Origin of the sequence: Microcoleus sp. A006_D1, from assembly GCF_036702805.1 — a bacterium.
Classification (GTDB): Bacteria; Cyanobacteriota; Cyanobacteriia; order Cyanobacteriales; family Microcoleaceae; genus Microcoleus.
On record NZ_JAUBVZ010000017.1, the window covers coordinates 97631 to 118852 of the forward strand.

The 21222-nt window shown below is 47.6% G+C and carries 16 protein-coding genes; 8 read left to right on the forward strand and 8 right to left on the reverse strand.

Translation table 11 applies throughout. From position 1 onward, the window contains the following. The 3 genes from QUB68_RS24225 to QUB68_RS24235 all read left to right on the forward strand — a co-directional run. Positions 1–244: hypothetical protein (locus QUB68_RS24225; protein ID WP_332997226.1), on the forward strand; the 244-nt coding region annotated here is incomplete at its 5' end. Between the two features lie 232 nt (positions 245–476). After that, positions 477–845 carry a GIY-YIG nuclease family protein gene (locus QUB68_RS24230; protein ID WP_332997228.1) on the forward strand — a complete coding sequence of 123 codons (369 nt, stop codon included), beginning with the start codon at positions 477–479 and terminating at the stop codon, positions 843–845. 5 nt (positions 846–850) lie between these two features. Next, positions 851–1060, forward strand: a complete 210-nt coding sequence (locus QUB68_RS24235; RefSeq protein ID WP_332997230.1) for a hypothetical protein — start codon at positions 851–853, stop codon at positions 1058–1060. Between the two features lie 214 nt (positions 1061–1274). Here the strand turns inward: QUB68_RS24235 and QUB68_RS24240 are convergent, their stop codons facing one another. The 3 genes from QUB68_RS24240 to QUB68_RS24250 form a co-directional block, all read right to left on the reverse strand. Then, positions 1275–1598 (reverse strand): DUF5615 family PIN-like protein, encoded by a 324-nt coding sequence (locus QUB68_RS24240; protein WP_332997232.1) that lies wholly within the window; start codon positions 1596–1598, stop codon positions 1275–1277. Then, positions 1579–1914, reverse strand: a complete 336-nt coding sequence (locus QUB68_RS24245) for a DUF433 domain-containing protein (RefSeq protein WP_332997234.1) — start codon at positions 1912–1914, stop codon at positions 1579–1581. The genes QUB68_RS24240 and QUB68_RS24245 overlap by 20 nt, the downstream gene beginning before the upstream one ends. A gap of 68 nt (positions 1915–1982) precedes the next feature. After that, positions 1983–4451: an EAL domain-containing protein gene (locus QUB68_RS24250; protein WP_332997236.1), complete on the reverse strand. Its 2469-nt coding sequence runs from the start codon at positions 4449–4451 to the stop codon at positions 1983–1985. 359 nt (positions 4452–4810) lie between these two features. Between QUB68_RS24250 and dapB the strand changes: the two genes are divergently transcribed. Then, the gene (gene dapB, locus QUB68_RS24255; protein ID WP_332997238.1) at positions 4811–5638 is read left to right on the forward strand and encodes a 4-hydroxy-tetrahydrodipicolinate reductase; all 828 of its coding nucleotides are present in this window, start codon (positions 4811–4813) and stop codon (positions 5636–5638) included. A 263-nt stretch (positions 5639–5901) separates the two neighbouring features. Here the strand turns inward: dapB and QUB68_RS24260 are convergent, their stop codons facing one another. Continuing rightward, positions 5902–6087 carry a hypothetical protein gene (locus QUB68_RS24260; RefSeq protein ID WP_332997240.1) on the reverse strand — a complete coding sequence of 62 codons (186 nt, stop codon included), beginning with the start codon at positions 6085–6087 and terminating at the stop codon, positions 5902–5904. Between QUB68_RS24260 and QUB68_RS24265 the strand changes: the two genes are divergently transcribed. Beyond that, positions 6068–6670 carry a phosphate ABC transporter permease gene (locus tag QUB68_RS24265; RefSeq protein ID WP_332997242.1) on the forward strand — a complete coding sequence of 201 codons (603 nt, stop codon included), beginning with the start codon at positions 6068–6070 and terminating at the stop codon, positions 6668–6670. The two genes, QUB68_RS24260 and QUB68_RS24265, sit on opposite strands and share 20 nt — an antisense overlap. A gap of 45 nt (positions 6671–6715) precedes the next feature. On the opposite strand, the gene QUB68_RS24270 is transcribed toward QUB68_RS24265, so the two are convergent. Further along, positions 6716–7018, reverse strand: coding sequence for a hypothetical protein (locus QUB68_RS24270; protein WP_332997244.1), 303 nt, complete (start codon positions 7016–7018; stop codon positions 6716–6718). Here QUB68_RS24270 and QUB68_RS24275 point away from each other — a divergent pair. From QUB68_RS24275 to QUB68_RS24285, 3 genes are all read left to right on the forward strand, one after another. Continuing rightward, positions 7006–10857, forward strand: coding sequence for a CHAT domain-containing protein (locus QUB68_RS24275; protein ID WP_332997246.1), 3852 nt, complete (start codon positions 7006–7008; stop codon positions 10855–10857). The two genes, QUB68_RS24270 and QUB68_RS24275, sit on opposite strands and share 13 nt — an antisense overlap. Positions 10858–11234: 377 nt before the next feature. Next, positions 11235–11588 (forward strand): hypothetical protein, encoded by a 354-nt coding sequence (locus tag QUB68_RS24280; RefSeq protein WP_332997248.1) that lies wholly within the window; start codon positions 11235–11237, stop codon positions 11586–11588. Next, complete coding sequence (locus QUB68_RS24285; RefSeq protein WP_332997250.1) at positions 11575–13170, forward strand: hypothetical protein; 1596 nt, start codon at positions 11575–11577, stop codon at positions 13168–13170. The genes QUB68_RS24280 and QUB68_RS24285 overlap by 14 nt, the downstream gene beginning before the upstream one ends. A gap of 205 nt (positions 13171–13375) precedes the next feature. Here QUB68_RS24285 and QUB68_RS24290 read toward each other — a convergent pair whose 3' ends face one another. The 3 genes from QUB68_RS24290 to QUB68_RS24300 form a co-directional block, all read right to left on the reverse strand. Beyond that, a complete protein-coding gene (locus tag QUB68_RS24290; RefSeq protein WP_332997251.1) occupies positions 13376–13999 on the reverse strand; it encodes a precorrin-8X methylmutase in 624 nt (207 codons plus the stop codon). Between the two features lie 435 nt (positions 14000–14434). After that, a complete protein-coding gene (locus QUB68_RS24295; protein ID WP_332997253.1) occupies positions 14435–15238 on the reverse strand; it encodes a TPM domain-containing protein in 804 nt (267 codons plus the stop codon). Positions 15239–15676: 438 nt separating this feature from the next. Then, positions 15677–21157, reverse strand: coding sequence for an nSTAND1 domain-containing NTPase (locus tag QUB68_RS24300; RefSeq protein WP_332997255.1), 5481 nt, complete (start codon positions 21155–21157; stop codon positions 15677–15679). Positions 21158–21222 lie beyond the last annotated feature (65 nt).

Genomic DNA, 21222 nt, shown 5'->3' on the forward strand with positions numbered 1-21222 from the left:
GCGACGGGCGATCGCTCTTTTGGCATCGTGCCGGTCGATCGCCCTTGACGATTTTTTCACGGGCGACGGGCGATCGCACTTTTTGCATCGTGCCGGTCGATCGCCCTTTACGACTTTTTCACAATCAAGGGCGATCGCTCTTTTAGTATCGTGCCGGTCGATCGCCCTTAACAACTTTTTCACGGGCGGCGGGCGATCGCACTTTTTGCATCGTGCCGGTCGATCGCCCTTTACGACTTTTTAACGGGCGACGGGCGATCGCCCTCTTTACCATCCAAAGGTCGATCGCCCTTTACGACTTTTTCACGGGTGGCGGGCGATCGCACTTTTTGCATCCAAAAGTCGAGATCCCTTAACTACTTTTTCACGCGCGAAGGGCTATCGCTCTTTTTGGTATGAAAAGGTCGATCGCCCTTTGTGAAATCGAGAGGGCGATCGTGCTGTACGATTAAAAAACTGCCAATTTTCCCACTTCTATGCCTGAATCCATCCAGCAAGAAGCCGAAGCCATACTGCATACTCTTGCATCCATTCCTTTTCAGGATTGTATAGCTGTTACTAAAGAATGTAGAGAACTTCCGATGGCCGCTGGTATCTACGCCGTCAAACATCGCACCCTTGGAATCCTCTACATTGGGAAAACTAGAACATTACGCGATCGCTTTCGAGGTGGCCACAAAGCCTTACTTTGGGCATTCATTGAAGAATTGAAAGTCACAGACATCCGCATCGCCTTTTACCAATTAGATTTTACTCAATGGATTCAGCTATCATCAGAGTTAGAAAGCCTAATCATTCAAGCGATTCACCCACCCTATAATGTGAAAATTCCAGCGAGGGACTAACGAAGATGCAAACTCAACCTGTGATTACTGGACATCTGTCACCTGAATTAGCACAAATATTTCTAGAAGGATTACCCGAAACCATTCGTAAAGGACTATTCATGCGCGCTAAAACCATGAACTATCCAGTTTGGGCAGTAATTGAAATGGCGATCGCAGGCTATCTGGATGAAGAGGCTCTATCCTTTGCCGATTGCAAGCCCAAGCTCGATTAGCGATCGTCCAATCCGATCGCATGAATGGGGATGGAGAGGTCGATCCTCTTCTGCAAGCTTCGCTAACGCACTTTTAGCATCGAAAGGTCGATCGCCCTTTACTACTTTTTCTCAGGGAAGGGCGATCCTCTTCGAGGGCTTCGCTAACGCTCTTTTTGACATGAAAGGTCGATCGCTTGTTATTTATGTTTATCAAAAAAGAGCGATCTTTTGTTCAAATAAACTCTATATGATTCTGCATATCCGACGGTTCCAGTACCTCCCAAATCAAAATCAATCCTCGCACAATTTCACCGATTGACCGACTGTTTTGGTGACAGTAAACAAGACCATAGTGTTCTACACCATGCTGATGAAATGCTAAAAAATCGTCATCCCGGGTAAATATTACTCGCTGTTGAGAAATTGCGAAAGCTAATTGTTCTTCATCAACTGCACCTAAAAGTGCTGCTTCTGGTGTAGTAGTGAGATTAATACCACGCCTTCTCAAAGCTTCAGCGATCGCCCGTTCGACTTGCTCATCCAGGTGAAATCGCATCTTTTCCAAGATTCTGCCCTCTTAATTTCTGTTGCACCTTGGAAGGAATTTTTGCTTGCAATTCCTGCACAAAAGCTTCACTGTCTCGTATTTGTTGCCGGATTTCCTCAAAATGGTCGTGGTAATAAGCCAATGCTGCATATACATCCGCTAAGGTGATTGTGGGATACCGCGACACAATTTCATCAGGAGACATACCCATTTTTTCGTGCCAAATGACCACATCTTGAACCCTAATCCGATGTCCAGCAATGCGGGGTTTGCCACCGCACACTCCGGGAGTAATTTCAATATGTTCAGAAATAACTGCTGTCATAGAATGTCCTCAAAATTCCAGCTACTATCTATGATAAAACTTTTAGGCATCACCTCAAATTTCAATCCTTACCACTGCGGCTCGGAAGCCATCAAAGCAGTCGCATCTTCGCTCGGTAAGGGCTTAGCAAAAAAATAACCTTGGCCGTATTCGCAGCCGATCGCCCTTAACCTACTTAATTGTGCCGCCGTCTCCACACCCTCAGCAATCACATCCATCCCCAAAGCGTGAGCCAGCGTGACAATCGTCCGCACGATCGCCACATTCTCTCCCTCACTTTCGAGTTCCATCCGCCCCACAAACGACTTATCAACCTTCAAAGTATCCGTAGGAAACCGACTCAAATAACTCAACGACGAATAACCAGTCCCAAAATCATCAATTCCTAACTTGACATTTAACGCTTTCATGTGCTTTAAAACCGCGATCGCCGACTCCACATCATCCATCACCACACTCTCAGTAATCTCCAACTTCAAACTCTCGGCATTCAAACCCGTTGCCGCCAAAATAGCCTGAATGCGATCGACCAAATCCGGCTGAGCAAACTGCTTCCCCGACAAATTTACACTCATAATCAAAGGGCGATCGAAATCAAACATTCCCTCCCACAGCCGCAACTGCCGGCAAGCCTCCTCCAGCACCCACTCGCCCAGCGGCACAATTGCCCCTGTTTCCTCAGCCACCGGAATAAACTTGACCGGCGAAATCAAACCCCGCTGCGGGTGCTGCCAGCGCACCAAAGCCTCAAACCCAATAATCCTCCCGCTTGCCAAACACACAAACGGCTGGTAGTGCAGCAAAAACTCCCGGCGCTTCACGGCCATCCGCAAATCCGTCTCCAACCGCAACCTCTCCACGGCCAAATCGTGCATCGAAGCATTAAACACCTGATACCTTCCGGTTCCCAAAGCCTTCGCCCGGTACATCGCCGTGTGAGCGTCCCTGAGCAAGTGTTCCGGCTGTTCCCGGGCGGCGGCAGCCGGTTCGCCGCCCACCGCAATGCCGATGCTGGCGGTGACAAATACTTCCTGCCCTCTTAACTCAAAAGGCACAATTAAAGCTTGGTGAATGCGATCGGCCAAATCCACCGCACTCGCAACATCCACATTCCTCACCAAAATCGCAAAATCGTCGCCCCCCACCCGCGCCACAGTATCCGCGCCACCAATACTTGCCCTCAACCGCAGCACCACGGCCCTCAGCAGTTCATCCCCCACCAAATGACCCAAAGAATCATTAATCACCTTAAAGCGGTCTAAATCCAGAAACAGCACGGCAAACAGATAGCTGCTGTGGCTCCTAGTATTGGCGATCGCCCGGCCCAAGGACTGTACAAACAAATCCCGGTTCGGCAAACCCGTCAGAGAGTCGTGAAAAGCATCGTAAAGCTTCCTGTAAGCGCTGACGCCCACACCAGTCACCACCAAACTCAAAGCCGGCGACACCAGCGGCACCCATCCACCGAGACTAAAAATCACAAAACTCATCCCGAACAGCCCCATCAATGCCGCACCCCCCACCAATCCCGCCCTCGCCGGGTGTACAATACGCCAAGCCACAACCCCGCCCAGCATCGCCCAAGCACCGTTCCACAACATTTCTGCCCATTCGGGCCACACCCAAAATAGCGATCGCCCCTGCAAAACCGCACTCAATATTTGGCTGAGCATTTGCGCGTGCAGCAGCACCCCCGGCATTTTCGGACTTTGCTTTTGCGCGGGACTGTAGGGCGTCAGAAACAAATCTCTGCTACTCGGCGCCGTCGTCCCGATCAGCACAATCTTGTCCTTTACCCAGCTTGGGTCAATTTCCCCGTTCAATACCTGCCTGATACTGACTTGTCGCGCCACCTGCTTCCCAGAACGGTATTTGAGCAGAATTTGATAGCCTTTAGCGTCAATATTTGCATAGCCGCCGCTGTCAGATTTTAAAGGCACAAATTCTGCTTTGCCCCAGTTGATTTGGTGGGGATTGACAGGGCTATTTTTCTGCTGCACTCTGTCTTTGAGATACAGCAAAGCTACTTGCAAAGAAAACGAGGAAGCAGTTTTCTTGTCTGGTTGCGAGACTGAGAGCAAATTGCGGCGCACCACGCCGTCAGTGTCGAGCACGAAGTCGTTAAAACCGACCCGATCCGGCGGTATCCCCGGCGGCGCAGGCACTCCCGGATTTTCAGAATCGCTCATTTTGGCGATCGCCACTACATTCGGCGCTTTGAGCGCGGCCAGCAATTCTTGGTGTCCCGGTGCTTGGGGCAAATCCCGGTACAAGTCCAAACCGATGACTTTTGGCTGGTACTTTTGCAATTTTGTCAAGGTTTGGGCGATCGCCCCGTCGGAAATTGGAAATCTCCCCAAAGCTTGAATATCCGCCTCAGAAATTCCCACTACCAGCAGTCGCGGATCGGGGCCGGGATCTGGCTGGGAGCGTACTAACGAGTCAAAACTCCCCAGTTCCCAGCTTTGGAAGCCTCCTAACCGCTGAACTCCCATATTCAGCAGCGTTACAGTCGCGCCCGCAAGTATTGCAGGCAAAATCCTGACCCGCCGGCATCGAGAACTCAGGTTGAGGCCAGTTGCGACAGACATTACACAACGAAGATTTCGAGAGAATTTGGCAGTCACAAAAAAAATATATGGGTGCAAATTCGCCAAGCCCAAGTCTATTCCCACAGAATTGAGCTTATTATGAGATTGAGTGTAATTTTTTCAGAATTTGGGCCCAAACCGAGTTTATTTAAGGTAATTACTCGATTTTGCTCCCATATTTCTCGGATGGGAAACTGGGTTGCTGAAGATTTGCTGACAATTCCTGTGTTTTATTCCCCGGTTTCCCCAAATTCCCACAAGCGTTAAAATTTAGTCGATCGAACTTTCAGGATATTTTTGGGATTATGGCGAATCAACTTCCGATTCCGGTGATTGTTAACGGTGCTGGCGGCAAGATGGGCCGCGAAGTAATTAAGGCGATCGCCAAAACTGATGACCTAATCTTATTTGGGGCTGTAGACCGCTCTCCTGAGTCGTTGCACGTCGATGCAGGGGAATTAGCCGGATGCGGCCCGTTAGAAGTTCCCGTGACTGACGACTTGCAAGGAATGCTGGTATTAGCAGCTCAAGAAAAGCAATTGGGCGTGATGGTAGATTTTACGCACCCAAAGTCAGTTTACGAAAATGTGCGATCGGCTATAGCTTATGGAATTCGCCCGGTAGTTGGGACTACTGGTTTGAGCAGCAAGCAAATTGAAAACTTAGCAGAATTCGCTGACAAAGCCAGCATCGGCTGTTTGATTATACCCAATTTCTCGATCGGCATGGTTCTGCTCCAACAAGCGGCCGTCACGGCATCTCAGTATTTTGAACACGTAGAAATTATCGAGCTGCACCACAATCAAAAAGCCGACGCTCCCAGCGGCACGGCGATTCAAACTGCCCAAATGTTAGCAGAAATGGGGAAAACTTTCAATGTGCCCGAAGTTGAGGAAACCGAAAAATTAGCCGGAGCTCGGGGCTCGGTGGCGGATGAAGGGATTCGCATTCACAGCATCCGTTTACCTGGTTTAATTGCCCATCAAGAGGTAATTTTTGGCGGCGAGGGTCAAGTTTATACTCTGCGACACGATACGAGCGATCGAGCTTGTTATATGCCCGGAGTTCTGTTATCTATACGGAAAGTGCTGGAATTGCGATCGCTCGTTTACGGATTGGAAAAAATCTTGTAATTAGTCATTAGTCATTAGTCATTAGTCAGTAGTCATTAGTTTCAACAATCGCCTTAAACCTTTGATTAATCTCGCTGATTGCCAAGTCTAGATCCCCCTAAATCCCCCGAAAGCAAGGGGGACTTTGATCAGAATCTTGTCCCCCCCTTGCTTTCGGGGGGCTAGGGGGGATCGAGTTATTGTAGTTATTGTAGGGTGCGGAGCGGGCTAAATATTTTAACAACAGACTAATAACTTTCCCCCGCTCCGCACCCTACAGTTAATTAGCTGACATCCGTTACATCCGTTAAATCCGTTAAAAAATCCGTTGCCGAACTTCCTATGCTAATTCCCCTAACCCAAGAAACCTTCAAAGAACTAATACCCGCCGTCGCCACCGGAGCACAATACAAATATATCTGGGGAAAACCGCCAGATTTCTTAAGGCGAATGTTAATTTCAGCAGTCACCGTAGTTCTCCTGCTGGTAGTCTACAACTTTGCAGGTTCCGATGTCGGGCCGCTAGTTTTAATTACCGGATTGATGGCAGGTTTGTACTGGCTGTGGGGCCCAATTTTCTGGGCCAGTTTGCGGAATGCAGAATGTCGCAAATATAAATATTGTGGTTTTTGGCAAGGACGAGTTTTGGACATTTACATCACAGATGAAGTCACAAGTCAAGAAGAAACAGTAAATCAAAAAGGACAACTCGTAATTGTAGACAACTTAGAACCGCGAATCAACTTAGAAGTTGGCGACAAAACCGGATTTACGACTACACTCAAAGCGCCATTGCAGAAAAATCATCAGGGAATTGTCCCCGGCCAAGCTGCTTTAATGTTAATCATGTCAAATCAAGAAGATTTGGGCAGAATTGCCAAAGTTTCAGATATTTACATTCCCAGCCGCGAAGTGTGGGTGAGCGATTATCCTTATTTACGCAAAGATTTGTTTGTCGAGATGAGTCAGCAAATTAAAAAAGGTAGACAGAAAAAAGGGCGGGATACTGATAATCAAAGCAGAGATGTAAAAAGACGAACCGCCGATTACTAAAGTGTGTAGAAACCGGGTTTTTATCCCAAATACTTGCAAACAATCCTAAATCTCGATAAAAACCCGGTTTCTCCAAACCCCAGCCACCCACCCAGAAACCGGGTTTTTCTCCCAAATACTTGCAAACAATCCTAAATCCCCATAAAAACCCGGTTTCTTCAACCCCCGAAACCCACCCAGAAGGCTTCCCCAAACCCCAGCCACCAACCGCGCACCCCCACAACATCCGCAACCAACCCCCAATTCATCCGTTACATCCGCTACAAAATCCGCTGCCAATCTTGCATTTCCCCCCACAAAAGATGTAAAATCCAACAAACATGGGTAGCCCAAAAATGAACCAACCACGCCACCAAGCCTATCTCACCCTAATTGAATCTCTCCTCACCTGCCCCAGGGAAGAACGAACCGCCATCCTGCAAGCCAATATAGAATTATTAGACAATGATTTTGCCGAATATTTGCGAGAGTGGGCAACAGAAACTCTGCCCAACTTGGATGCAGACAAAGCAGAAAGTCGTGCCAATATTTTATACAATTTAAATCTAAAATTTTCAAGTCTTCAGCAAGGCAGTCGGAGAAGCAACATAGAGATTGCGATTGCTTGTCTGGATATAGGATTAACTATTTTTACCCGCGCAGCTTACCCAGAAGATTGGGCAATAAATCAAAATAGTCTAGGTATTGCTTACAGAAACAGAATCAAGGGAGACAGGGGTGATAATTTAGAAAGGGCGATCGCATTTTATGAAGCAGCTTTACAAGTTTACACCCGCCCAGCTTTTCCCGAAAAATGGGCAATGACTCAAAATAATTTGGCTGCTGCTTACAGCCAGAGAATCCAGGGAGACAGGGGTGATAATTTAGAAAGGGCGATCGCATTTTTTGAAGCAGCTTTACAAGTTTACACCCGCCAAGCTTTTCCCGAAAAATGGGCAATAACTCAAAATAATTTGGCTGCTGCTTACAGCCAGAGAATCCAGGGAGACAGGGGTGATAATCTAGAAAGGGCGATCGCCTTTTTTGAAGCAGCTTTACAAGTTCACACCCGCGAAGCTTTTCCTCAAGATTGGGCACTGACTCAAAATAATTTGGCAATTGCTTACAGTGACAGAATCAAGGGAGACAGGGGTGATAATTTAGAAAAGGCGATCGCCTTTTATGAAGCAGCTTTACAAGTTCTCACCCGCCCAGCTTTTCCCGAAAAATGGGCAATGACTCAAAATAATTTGGCTGCTGCTTACAGCCAGAGAATTCAGGGAGACAGGGGTGATAATTTAGAAAGGGCGATCGCAGCTTATAATTTGGCTTTATTAGTTCGTACGCGCGCCGCTTTTCCCCAAGATTGGGCAATAACTCAAAATAATTTAGCAATTGCTTACAGTAACAGAATCAAGGAAGACAGGGCGGAGAATATCGAAAAGGCGATCGCAGCTTATAATTTGGCTTTATTAGTTTACACTCGCGCCGCTTTTCCCCAAGATTGGGCAGCGACTCAAAATAATTTAGCAACTGCTTACAGTGACAGAATCAGGGAAGACAGGGCGGAGAATATCGAAAAGGCGATCGCCTGTTATCAAGAAGCATTATTAGTTCGTACCCGCGCCGCTTTTCCCGAACAATGGGCAATGACTCAAAATAATTTAGCAATTGCTTACAGTGACAGAATCAAGGGAGACAAAGGTGATAATTTAGAAAGGGCGATCGCCTGTTATGAAGCAGCATTATTAGTTTACACCCGCGCCGCTTTTCCCCAAGATTGGGCAATGACTGAAAATAATTTAGGAACTGCTTACAAAGCCAGAATCAGGGAAGACAGGGCGGAGAATATCGAAAGGGCGATCGCCTGTTATCAAGAAGCATTATTAGTTCGTACCCGCGCCGCTTTTCCCCAAAATTGGGCAGACACTCAAATTTGTCTAGGTGCTGCTTACAGTGACAGAATTAAGGGAGACAAAGGTGATAATTTAGAAAGGGCGATCACCTTTTATGAAGCTGCTTTACAAGTTTACACCCGCCCAGCTTTTCCCGAAAGATGGGCAATGACTCAAAATAATTTGGGAGAACCTTACCAGAAAAAAGGACTTATTCCCGAAGCAATAAAATATTTTAAAGCAGCGTTAGAAGTTCGTACTCCTACCACCTTACCCCTTGACTGTCTGCAAACAGGCCGAAACTTAGGCAATTTAGGATTTGATGAAAGTTTGTGGGAAACAGCCATCTTCGGCTACGAAAAAGCCATCGAAGCAGTCGAACAAACCCGCGAGTGGATTGCCTCCGAAAACCGCAAACGCGAAATCATCGGCGAAAATCTCAACGTCTACGAAAAAATGATGCAATCCTGCATCAACCACCAACAATATCACAAAGCAGTCCAAACCGTAGAACGCAGCAAATCCCGCTACCTAGTCGAACTCTTCACCAACAGCGAAATCTATCCCAAAACCGCCACCGAATCCGAAAAACAACAACTCAGAAACCTGCGCCGCCAAATCGCCGCCATCCAACAATCCCTAGAAACAGAATCATCAACTCCCCCTCCAACTCCAACTCCAACTCCCCCCCTTACCAAGGGGGGGCCGGGGGGGGTTCCCGAAGACTCCGACACACAACGCACAACCCAAACCCGCACCCTCACCCCCGAATCACAACAACAACAAACAGCCAACTTAGCAACAGCATTACAACAACTAGCCCAATTCCTCGAACCCTTCAAACAGCGCGAACCAGAATTCCAGCTAACCCAAAAAGTCGAGCCCCTAAACATCGCCGAATTCCAGCAAACATTAGACAAAAAAACCGCCATTATAGAATGGTACATCGGCAACTCTAACTCCCCCCTTCTTAAGGGGGGCTGGGGTGGATCAGTCTTCATCATCACCCACAACAAAATAGATCAAATCCAAATAACCACCGCCCAAACAACCGAATTAGAAACCTGGAAAAACGAATATCTAGACGAATACCGAGGCGACAAAAAAACCAACCTCACCTGGCAAAAAACCCTACCCGAAAAACTGCAAAAACTCTCCCAAATCCTGCGCCTCAACGAAATAGTCGCCCAAATCCCAGACACTTGCAATCAACTAATCCTCATCCCCCACCGCTACCTGCACCTATTCCCCCTCCACGCCCTACCATTCACCTCACAAACCCGCTTCACCGAAGAAACAATGTTTTGCGGAAACCTCCTAGACTGCTTCCCCAACGGAGTAAAATATGCCCCCAGCTTGCAACTATTACAACTCGTCCAAAACCGCCTCAAAACCCGCCCATCAATCCTCCCCGAATTGCAGCCATTATTTGCCATTCAGAATCCCACCGAAGACTTAGCAAACGCCGACATGGAAGTAGAAACCATCAAACAAAGATTCAATCCCCACGACATCTTAATCAAAAACCAAGCCACCAAAATCGCCTTTAACGAAAACGTCAAAAACCTCTCAAATGCCAGCTACATCCACTTTTCCTGCCACGGAGTATTCAACTTTGACTATCCGCTGCTATCCTTATTAGCCCTAGCCGGTTCCATCGAGACAGATTCAGAAATTAACCCGTCGCAAATCCCCGAAATTAACCCCCCCCAACCCCCCCTTGGTAAGGGGGGGCTTCAAGAGAATGGGATTGAGACAAATTTAGAAATTAACCCCCCCCAACCCCCCCTTGGTAAGGGGGGGCTTCAAGAGGATATGCCCGAAACTCCCCGCTATGTCACAATGCGAAGCGGCAAAACAGTCATCCCTGAAAAATGCCTCACCTTGCAAGAAATCTTTGCCAATTTAGAGTTACCCCAGTGCAATCTCGTCACACTCTCCGCCTGCGAAACCGGGTTAACCGACTCAACAGCAATGACAGACGAATACATTGGTTTACCCAGCGGCTTCCTGTATGCTGGGAGTATGAGTGTAGTCAGCACATTATGGAAAGTTGATGATTTTGCCACAGCAATATTCATGATCAAGTTTTACCAAGAATTGCAACCAAAAATTTCAGTAGCCGTCGCCTTAAACGCCACGCAAAACTGGATGCGCGCCGTCACCCGCGAGGATTTTATGGTTTGGATGAAATTGTTAAATTTTGATAAAAAATTCCTACAATCTTCCCAACTGTGGTTAACGGCATCGACAGAGAAACAGCCATTCTGTCAGCCGTGGTATTGGGCGGCATTCTGCGCTACGGGATATTAGCTGAAAACACAAAATTTAAGGTAAAATATCAGCATAGGTTCGTATTAGGGAATGCAAGTCCTTTGAGGCTTTGGGAAGAAGGACTTGCATTCCTCACTACGAACCTGGAAGAAGGACTAAAGCATTGGTATCAACTTAAGGTCAAACGTAGTCATAGATTGCTGTTTGGCGATTAAGGCCAGATCCCCCCTAGCCCCCCTTAAGAAGGGGGGGACAAGAGGATTCTCAAAGTCCCCCTTCTTAAGGGGGATTTAGGGGGATCTGGTCTCGCGTCTAAACAAGAGATACAAAAGTTTTCAGGCTGGTTGTAGACACCAATGGGACTAAAGTTTTAACTACGAACCTGTTTAAGTATTTTATTTACGGAGGATTGGATTATGGATGCTGACCAAATTATTGCTGTCTTGTTGAAATGGCTATCTGAAAACCAGAGCACTTTCAGCGATGTAGCATGGGAAAATTTACCAAAATTAGCAACAGAAATAGCATCGGCAGATGATGAGTTATTTCCCATTGCTATGATTATCAGCCAATGGTGTGCCGAGAACAATCTGGGAGATGAATTAAGACGCAGCGTGCGAGAAGTCACCCCAGGCAAGCCCCTTCCAAGTACCCTAGAACCGCTAGAAAATCTCACCAAAACCATACCTGATATTATCATGGATGCTTACAAAAAAGCACAAAAACCAGGCGCGATAACTACTGCCGATACAAGTAATGAATCCAGATAACCAAGTATACGCCCCAAACGTTCATCTATTCGCCTTCCACGTCTGGGATACGCTATCATCAGGCTCAAATTCCCCTGCAAACTCCCAACAAACAGCCCTACCACCAACCTCAAATTCCCGTATAAATCCCGATCGCCTTTGGGAACAATGTAACGAAATACTGCAAAACAAACTCAACATTGATGCGAAATTTAACCAGACAAACTTACTATACAACAGAACAACCCAACCTCCAGGCACCCGCGTCAACCTGATTATCGAAGCTGCTGTCAACAATCTCGATTTCCTACCTTTAGCCAAACAAATCAAACACGACAACCAGCAGATTTCCCTCACCGGATTTGCCCAACCGCTGCGGATTTCGGACAGTTACGCTTTAGGACTCAACCTGCGCGTCCCCGAAAAACAAGCCGATCGCACTAACACACCCAATGTCGATCTTAGCATCTTCCGTGAATTCAATCCCGACAACTGCTTGCTCAAAAAGTCAGTTAACAGTTATTTCGGTCAAACTCTACTGCTTACCGCTTGGCTAACCGAACCACAAAAAGCAGCAGCAGAGGAAGATTCCCAGTATATCAAAAAATTAGGCCAAGATTGTCTGAAATCTTTTATTACTGGTGAAGACTTACCGGAATTTTACCGTCAAGGCGAATTATTCGGCAGTCCAATTCTGGAATACGGCAATCCCAACTACCCAGATGAATTCGGGCACATTCTGATTTGGTTTTTCGATAGTCAGACAACGAGTGATATCTGGGATATTTACTACCCCGACTTTTTGGATTTATGCTTGTACCGCCACAAAGTAATCTGCGCTTACCAAGAAAGCCGCGCCTACTACTCCGAAATCCGCAAGGAATACGAAAAAATCGCACTGGATATTGATAACACTTTTCAGTATTTGCAAGGTGACGCAGCCCAGAAGCAACAATTGAAGGGTGCCGGTTTAAAGGAAGAGGAATTAGAACATCTCCGACGCAAGACAATCGAAATGCCTCCCCGCGCTGTCAAGTATACTCGGTTGCTGATAGATTTGGAAATTCGCCAAAATACGATCGCCATTAACGCCAAAAATTACCAAAAAAAATTAAATCAAATAAGTCTTGACATCAAATCTAAAACAGTTTATAATGATAGGGATACCAAAAATTATTCTGACTTGAGCTTCCTAAAATTATTCAGCCAAGAAACCTGCCCGCGGTTCAGCGAACAAATCAAATTTGACTTAGGCTATTTCAAACACGGCACCGACTTGCTAGACAAGGCGATGGAAGCAATTAGGGGCGTAGTGGCGATCGAAGAAGCCTATCGCGATGCAGAATTACAAGCAACCATTCAAATAGTAGGCTCAGCTTTAGGATTTGTCGGCATAGTAGCCAGCGTAGCTCCTTATCTGATCAAACAAGACCCGCCCGATCGCAAATTTTACTTCCCATTAAGCAACATCGAAATCCCGTCATTTATGATCGTGTTACTGATTAGCCTCGGTGCAGGATTTGGCGTGTGGATTGCGGTATGGGCGATCGGGCAACTCAAGAAAATCCTACCCAAAATCAAGCAGCGGCTGCCTTTCCGTTGACAGATGACAGCCAGATTGGTAGGGTGTGTCGCGATCGAAAATCTCTCAAAAAAATTGACTTTTCTCGTAGCGACGCACCTAACAAAGCCCTTAACGCGCAAATCTGCTGCAATTGCCGATCGCACTCTATAATAATTGCAAAAAAACCAATTCCTGTAGGGGCGGTGCCTGTGAGTGTCCGCCCCAATTCATATAGCAAACCTCATCAACTATTACCCTCTTGGCCGTAAGCTTGCCAAGCCAAATCCACCAACCCATTAACAATCGCCACAGCCACCACCGCCGAACCCTTGCGCCCCTCAATCCGAATATGAGGAACCATTGAATCGTGCAGCCGCGACTTAGCCACGTCAACCCCCACAAACCCCGAAGGAGTCCCAATCACCAAAGCCGGCCGAATTTCCTCCGCCTCAATCAAATCCACCAGCGCCGACAAAGAAGTTTGAGCCTCGCCAACCACAAAAATCCCTTCAGGATAGCGTCTTGCCAAAGTTTCAATCCCCCAAGCCGCCCGAGTTCGTTCTTTTTGAGGGCGTGTCAAAGCCTCCATCGAACAGTAAACCGGATTAGCAAAGGTACTTTGGATCAGCGGCGTAATGCCCACCTGCACCATCGGCACATCTACCACGATCGTAGTCCGAGCAGCCAAAGCCGCCGCTCCGGCTTGCAAAGCCTGATCGGAAAAACTAATTAAAGATTTGTACTCAAAATCAGCAGTCGCATAGATCACACGGCGGACTATTTCATACTCCGCCGCCGAAAAGCCGTGGTCGCCAATTTCGTTATCGATTAATCCCAGACTCTGGGCATCGCTTACGTGCCATTCCATTTGTTGGATAGCTGTCGCCTGTAAATTGTTAGGTATCAGCTTACCAGCTTTTAGTCATAACAGAAGGAAGTTCGGCAACGGATTTTGTAACGGATGTAACGGATGTAACACGGGGCCCAGAAACCGGGTTTTTTCAGATTAATACTTCGTTCTAGCCACCAGAAAACCTGAAAAACCCGGTTTCTAAGAGTCGCATCGATCGCGAATTGAACCTAAACAGCCCGCCCTGACTAAGTAGGTGGACATATATATTTCCTATCCTTCGAGACAACGAACTAATCCCAAAATCCTGCGATTGCTTCGTTCCTCTCTTCGGACATTATTGTATTTATGTATGTCCACCTACTTAATGACTACTGCCAACTGCCAACTGTCAACTGCCAACTGCCAACTGCCAACTGCCAACTGCCAACTACCAACTGACTCTTAAAAAAACTAACTTTCCTCTGAAGGAGACTTGCCCAAAACCGGAGTCAGGAATGCCACCAAAACCCCGATCGCAAAACCAGCCACATTTCGAGCCAAAGGCAACCACTCCGAAGTCCGAGTCACCACAGGCCCGACTCCGAAAGCCAAAAACAAAATGCCCCACAGCGGCGAAAAAATCAGCGCCCACTGCCAAGCCACACCCTGTCCCGGTTTCCGAGGCTGAGCCGCAAACCCGCAAATCACACCGCCAACGATCGAACTAATTAACGTCAGCACCCACTGTTCCCTCGGCAAACCGGGAACCACATTGCACCCGCCCTTACGCAAACAACCTTCTATCGACTCCAAAGATTCAATGATCGATCGATCTTCCCCATTGTCCCGCACAAAAAACTGATTACCGTAGCGGGTTTGCAGTTCCACCCAAAAAGTGCGCGGCAGCAGCGGATACAGCGCATCGCCCACATTAAAATTCAGCAAATTGCCACCGCGGGGGTCAGCAACTAGCAATACACTCTTTTTATCTAAGCCCCAATAACTTTTGACAGCCAAACCGGGCGTGCGATCGTACTGAGTCAGCACTCGCAATTTCCAGCCAGTTTCGGCTTCAAAGGCGTTTAAATTTTTTGCCAGTCCCTCTTCTTCAATATCCGTAAGGGCTTTAGCCAAATCAATGATCGGTGTCTGAATTGCGGGCAACAAATCGGGATTGTTGAAAGCATGGGCCGCAGGTGCGATCGTCCACACCGACAAAGCCAGAAAAAATGCAGCAGCAGAGGCTAGAAATTTGCGCGGGAAAAGCTGTGACATAGGAACTTCTAATTCGGGTCTTAATTGTGAATGTTAGCTGGCGGTCTTAACCAGAGGATAAGAGAAAACTCATATTTGCTTTACAATTATTTACTTTACAGGAAGCCGAGAGCAAGGGGAAGGGGGAAATAGTTTTGAGTGTTGAATTTTGATACCAAACCCAGGCTTTAATATTCCTTAATTTCTCAGTCCGCGGAGGCGGACATCGTTTGACAAGGAGCGGTTTCAACCGCAGACTCTCTCTGTTAATTTCTTAGTCCGCGGAGGCGGACATCGTTTGACAAGGAGCGGTTTCAACCGCCGACTCTCTCTGTTAATTTCTTAGTCCGCGGAGGCGGACATCGTTTGACAAGGAGCGGTTTCAACCGCCGAGTCTCTGAAACAATTACCCATTCCCGATTACCCATTCCCAATTACCCATTCCCGATTACCCATTACTTAAAATGGAGGTTTTGCCGCCACCCCGTCGCACAGACGCCGATCGCGATCGCTCACATTAGGATTAGTTCTGAGATAATCCCCCACCCAATCGCAGCCTCTGACGAGCAAATCATCAAGATCCAAATTCCACAAAATCACCCGATTATCCCGGCCAGCAGAAGCCAGAACCTTTCCATCCGGGCTAAAACTCACGCTCATCACACTATCCTTATGTCCCGTCAAAGTTTTGAGCAAAGTCCCGCTGCGGCTCCACAACTTCACCTTGCGATCGTAACTGCCCGAAGCCACCAACAAACCGTCCGGGCTAAAACTCACGCTAGTCACGCTATCGCTAGAACCCTTCAGCAGCGTCGCCACCAAAGTCCCGTCCACCTTCCACAGCTTCACCGAATTGTCATAACCCGCCGAAGCCAGCATTTTGCCATCAGGGCTAAAAGCAACCCCCAACACAAAACTATTGTGAGCCCCTTCAAAAGTCCTCAGCAAACCACCGTCCCGATTCCAGAGTTTGACAGTACCGTCATCGCTCGCAGAAGCCAGCATTTTTCCGTCTGGACTGAATGTCACCCCAGTCACCCAGCCTTTGTGTCCCGTCAAAGTCTTAATCAACCTGCCGTTTCTCGTCCAGAGTTTCACAGTTTTGTCCTTGCTCGCCGAAGCTAAAGTCTCGCTGTCGGGACTAAAACTCACGCTCATCACGCTGTCGCTGTGGCCGTCGAGAGTCAACAACACAGAAGGCGAACACGGGAACAGCGGCGCAGAAGGACAAGGGAGAATATTATTGCTGATGCCATCATCTTTCAGACTCCAGACTTTCACCGTTTTGTCGTAACTCGCAGAAGCCAGTAGCTGGCCGTCGGGGCTAAAACTGACACTGGAGACTTTCTGAGTATGTCCTTCCAAGGTTTCCAGCAAAGCTCCCGTGCGACTCCAGAGTTTGATAGTTTTGTCCGTAGAAGCAGAAGCCAGCCTTTGGCCGTCGGGGCTGAAAGTAACGCTTTGTACCCGGTTTTGGTGTCCGTCGAGGGTTTTGAGCGGCACATCATCGAGCCGCCACAGCCTGACAGTTTTGTCAAAACTTGCCGAAGCCAAAGTTTTGCCATCCGGGCTAAAACTTACCTGAGTAACTCGATCGGCGTGTCCTTCAAAAGTTCTCAGCAAGCGGCTTTCCGGTTTAATATTGCTAGCATCGGTCGGGCGTTTGTCACCAACATTCCCCAGATTCCAGAGTTTGACAGTTCCGTCTGCACCTCCAGAAGCCAGTGTTTGACCGTCGGGAGAGAAACTGACACCAAATACCCACTTGCTGTGTCCCCGCAAAGTTGCTAGCAGTTCGCCGTCGAGCGCCTGTGTTGATTTTTGTGTTTCTGGATGTTTTAGTGCAGCGATGCTCCAGATTTTCACCGTCGTGTCTTCTCCAGCACTGGCGAGGGTGTTACCGTCGGGGGAGAAACTGACGGCGTACACTTTCAAAGTTTTTTTGTTTTCGCTGTGCCACAAATTAGCGATTAACCTGCCATCAGAAGTCCACACTTTCACAGTACCGTCATCGCTGGCCACTGCAACGATTTTGCCGTCGCGGCTGAAGCTGATCCAATTTACCGGAGCTAGTTGTTCGATCGTTCTTAGCAGCGTACCGTCGGTTTTCCACAGTTTAACAGTTTTGTCTCTAGACGCACTGGCGATCGTTTGACCGTCGGGGCTAAAAGCCACGCTGGTAACGCTGTTAGTGTGTCCTGTTAAAGTTGTCAGCAACGTACCGTCGGTTTTCCAAATTTTGACAGTTTTATCTAAACTTCCCGAGGCGACGGTTTTGTTATCTGGACTGAAAGCCACACAGGCGACGCTGTTAGTGTGCCCTTTAAATGTTGCCAGCAAAATGCCGTCGCGCCGCCAAAGTTTGACTGTTTTATCTACGCTAGCAGAAGCTATTGTTTGACCGTCTGGACTGAAACCCAGCCCCCAAACCACATCGCCGTGTCCCTCCAAGCGGTTGCGTTCTTTAACGCCATAAACTGCCTGCTGGAGGGCGGCAGAAATCAGAATCTCGGTGTCCTTGAGGCTGTGCATTTCTTGGGAGTGTTCGATCTGTCTCCACTTTTTACCCGCTCTCAAACTTTCCATGATGGCGTCAAATTTGTTGTTTGAAAAATAAAGGGCTTCAGAAGCTGCGGTTAATGTATTGATTTCGGCTCGCTGAGTTTGAGCTACAGCTACTTGTTTTTGACCGACAGCCCGCCACCAAAAGTTTACGGCGGCGATGGTGGAACTCGTTAGCAGCAGGACGCCGATCGCTGCTACTCCCAGCAGTTGTTTGAGAAAAGTATTGGCTCGGTAGAGCTGTGCTTGACTCATCTTTTTGTCGGCTTCTGCTTTGTGCAGTCTGGCTTCTAAGCCGAATCTTTGGCGGATCGGCCGCACTAAATAGTCGTGTACCAATTGATAGCGGTCTTCTGGCGCTTCCCGCAGCAAAAATAGCAAACCGTGACCGACTAAAATATCTAAAATTAAATCTAGGTTATCGGTTTTCTTTTGTCCGCTTTCTGGTTCTTTGGCGAACTGTAGTTGTAGGGGAATCATGCCGATGCTGCCGATCGCCAACAATTCATTTTCTGCCGCATCTGCGGGCTGCTGTCCTGTCACTAACGATAGTTCGTGTTTGGTTTTAATCAGCCGCACTCCTCTTTCATCTGTCAGGGAAAACAAGATTTTCCAGGCTGCGTCTTCGTTCACCAACCCGCAGTCCGAGATGACTCCTTCGAGCGATCGCTTAACTAATTCTGCTTTGGGATTGTCGCCCAATTGCTGGTATTGTGCTAAAGTGGTAATACCTTCTTCTTGGAGTTGCGCTCCCACCACCTGCAATTCGATCGGTCGCACTTCTTGCAGTTCGTCTGCTAAATCTGCCACGAAGGCATCGATCAGTGCCGGATCTAAATAATATTCCGCTCGTTCCGTCAAGTGTCCGATCACAGCCCGCGCGTCTTTGAGCGAAAAACTCCGCAGTTGGTAGCGGATGCTTTTATCGAGAATATTATTATTAATGGCGTCGAGGTCGGGGAAGCGATCGCAGTCCAGCAAATAGTGCAAATAATCTTCGCGCAAACACAGAATTACCTTGACATAAGGCAGGTTCAAAAATAAGCGCAAAAAGTTATAAAAAAGTTGTCTTTGTGCAACTGAAGTCGATACAAAGAAAAACTCTTCAAATTGATCGAATATCAGTACAGTTAACAAATTATTTTCGGCATTTTCGCGCAACTGATCTATAATAAAAGAAGAGACTTCCGAGCTGCGAGCTGGAATAACAGAGCCACTTTTTTTGTGGATTTCCTGTACTCCTTTGGCAATTAATTTCCTTTCCTCTTCGGCTTGTTTGTCGTACAGCGCGCCGTTCAAAGCATTTTCTAATTCCAGCAGCCAGTCGGTGTACACTTTGACTACTACGGACAAAGTATCGCGCGCGCCCGGAGTAATATTCTTCAAAGCTGGCACTAAGCCGGCGTTGACTAGAGAGCTTTTCCCGACTCCGCTGGGCCCGTGAATAATAGTTAATTTATGATCGTCTCTGCTAATTCTTTCTAGCAAGCTATTGATATCTTTTTGGCGGGAGTAAGCTGTCATGGAGGCTGCGATCGCAGCTTGATTTTGAGCTGAGGGGCTCGAAGGATTGACGGCTTGGCGCTGCTGCTGCAACTGACTGGCTCCAATAAAAGCCCTAAATCCGTATTGATACTCGATCGAGCGCTGGCTCTTTTTAATCCGAAAAGCTTTCAGATACTCTCCCTGCTCGAAATAAACCGCTTGCAGTTCCGTCAAAATATCGATGTAAAGCCGGGGGTCGTACTTCGGCTCGCTTTGAGTTTGAGCCAACTCCAAAGAATGCACCGCTGCTTCCCACTGATTTAACTGCCGCAAACTTCGGGCTAATAGTAACAGATAGGAACTGCGATCGGATTTGGGATGTTGGATTTTAGATTTTGGTTCGTTACTTGACTCGTTAGTGCCCACAAATTCTGGATAATTTCCCTCAAACCCCAATCTCAAATCTTCAATCAGCAATCTCAAATCATTAGGCGTTTGATCCAAAATAGCCAAAGCTAACTCGGCTAGCTGGCGGGCTTGACTCCACCTTGACTGTTGCAGAGCAACTTCAGCCAAAAAGCCATAATCTTGAGCTAGTTGGCTGGGAGTACCGTAAGTGAAGTGCAACTGCAAAGAATTTTCCGCTAATGCTTGCAACTCTCCCCAAGCTTTCAGGCGTTGCAGCACTTGTCCCAGGTGTGCTGTAACCTCAGCTACCAATTCCGGGCGATCGGCAAGAGAGAAAGCATTTCTAGATTGTTCCAGGCTAATCCAAGCTTGTTCCCAGTGGTGGCGGTTAGCTACCGGATTTCTCGCTGCTTGCAAGCGGTGACACAAAGCTATGTGAAACAACACTATGCCTTCTCTCTCTAAAAATAGGATGTTGGGGACAGGATTCAACAAGGATGAGGAGAGGGTTTGTCGGTTTTCGGAATGTTCCCAGTTTGCCGGTTCCCAGTTGCCGGTTTGCTGCTGCCAAAAAGCTAAGCTTTCTTGGTAGTGAATTAAGGCTGTTTCGGTTTGGTCGCTGACATAGTAATCTCGACCGAGAACGAATTGCAGGCTGGCTTTGAGGGCTGGTTCTAGTTCTTGACCGCGATTTTGTAAATCTTTTAAAGCTAATTCTAGTTCTCGGCGTGACAAAGAGCCGATCGCCAAATCGAGGGTATTGCCCGGACTCAAAGGCGAATACGAGTGGACATCTGATTGTCGTTTGTTTTGGGGCCCTGAGTTAAAGGTGAGAAAGCGTTCTCCGGGGCTAATTTCACGCTCCAGGGCGCGTTTTTCCCAATCGGTTTCGGAAGTAGCAAAACCTTCTCTGGCGCCTGCGGTGCTGCTGCCTAGTTCTTGACTAAGTTCGCCTACCTTAAATATCGTATCAGCCCGCCCAGTGAGAAACTCAATTAATTCGTCAACGGCCATTTCAAATTTAATTGTGGCGGCGGCCCAACTTTTAAAATCTGGGGCCAAACGAATCATTTTAGTCACGATATCATCTGTTACCCACAAAATCACCGGGCAGGAAAAATTTTTGCGAAATTCGTCTCGCACTTGATTGGTAGAGGCCATCAGTTCGTCGATCGCCACTACTGTTTCTAAACCGAATACCATCAAAGCCGAGGCGGGACCGACACCCGAAGGCTCGCTCCCAAACGTATTTGCCTGCAAGGTAGTGTAGAGGGTTTTGACGGATGCTGGCAGAACAATATCTTGAATTGGAATTGAGGAGATTTCTCGCAGGCGCTGCGCTATTTGCTGCCGCAACTGCTCGTAGTTGCAGCGCACCAAAATTAGCGAGAATTGCTGTTGAGACATGGCGATGGATCTTACCAGAGTTTTGAGCGATCGCTCGTTGTAGCTGGCAGTTTTTTGTAGTTTAAGTAGATCTGTCATGCGTGCACCCCTTTTGCAGAAATCAATTACCGAACGATCGCATATCGTAACTAAAACCGTATCTA

Bases quoted from the DNA above. Each gene is read 5' to 3' on its own strand.
- QUB68_RS24275 (WP_332997246.1), top strand. From the start codon at position 7,006: ATGAACCAACCACGCCACCAAGCCTATCTCACCCTAATTGAATCTCTC.
- QUB68_RS24245 (WP_332997234.1), bottom strand. From the start codon at position 1,914: ATGACAGCAGTTATTTCTGAACATATTGAAATTACTCCCGGAGTGTGC.
- QUB68_RS24235 (WP_332997230.1), top strand. From the start codon at position 851: ATGCAAACTCAACCTGTGATTACTGGACATCTGTCACCTGAATTAGCA.
- QUB68_RS24230 (WP_332997228.1), top strand. From the start codon at position 477: ATGCCTGAATCCATCCAGCAAGAAGCCGAAGCCATACTGCATACTCTT.
- QUB68_RS24295 (WP_332997253.1), bottom strand. From the start codon at position 15,238: ATGTCACAGCTTTTCCCGCGCAAATTTCTAGCCTCTGCTGCTGCATTT.
- QUB68_RS24290 (WP_332997251.1), bottom strand. From the start codon at position 13,999: ATGGAATGGCACGTAAGCGATGCCCAGAGTCTGGGATTAATCGATAAC.
- dapB (WP_332997238.1), top strand. From the start codon at position 4,811: ATGGCGAATCAACTTCCGATTCCGGTGATTGTTAACGGTGCTGGCGGC.
- QUB68_RS24285 (WP_332997250.1), top strand. From the start codon at position 11,575: ATGAATCCAGATAACCAAGTATACGCCCCAAACGTTCATCTATTCGCC.
- QUB68_RS24265 (WP_332997242.1), top strand. From the start codon at position 6,068: ATGTTAATTTCAGCAGTCACCGTAGTTCTCCTGCTGGTAGTCTACAAC.
- QUB68_RS24280 (WP_332997248.1), top strand. From the start codon at position 11,235: ATGGATGCTGACCAAATTATTGCTGTCTTGTTGAAATGGCTATCTGAA.
- QUB68_RS24240 (WP_332997232.1), bottom strand. From the start codon at position 1,598: ATGCGATTTCACCTGGATGAGCAAGTCGAACGGGCGATCGCTGAAGCT.
- QUB68_RS24300 (WP_332997255.1), bottom strand. From the start codon at position 21,157: ATGACAGATCTACTTAAACTACAAAAAACTGCCAGCTACAACGAGCGA.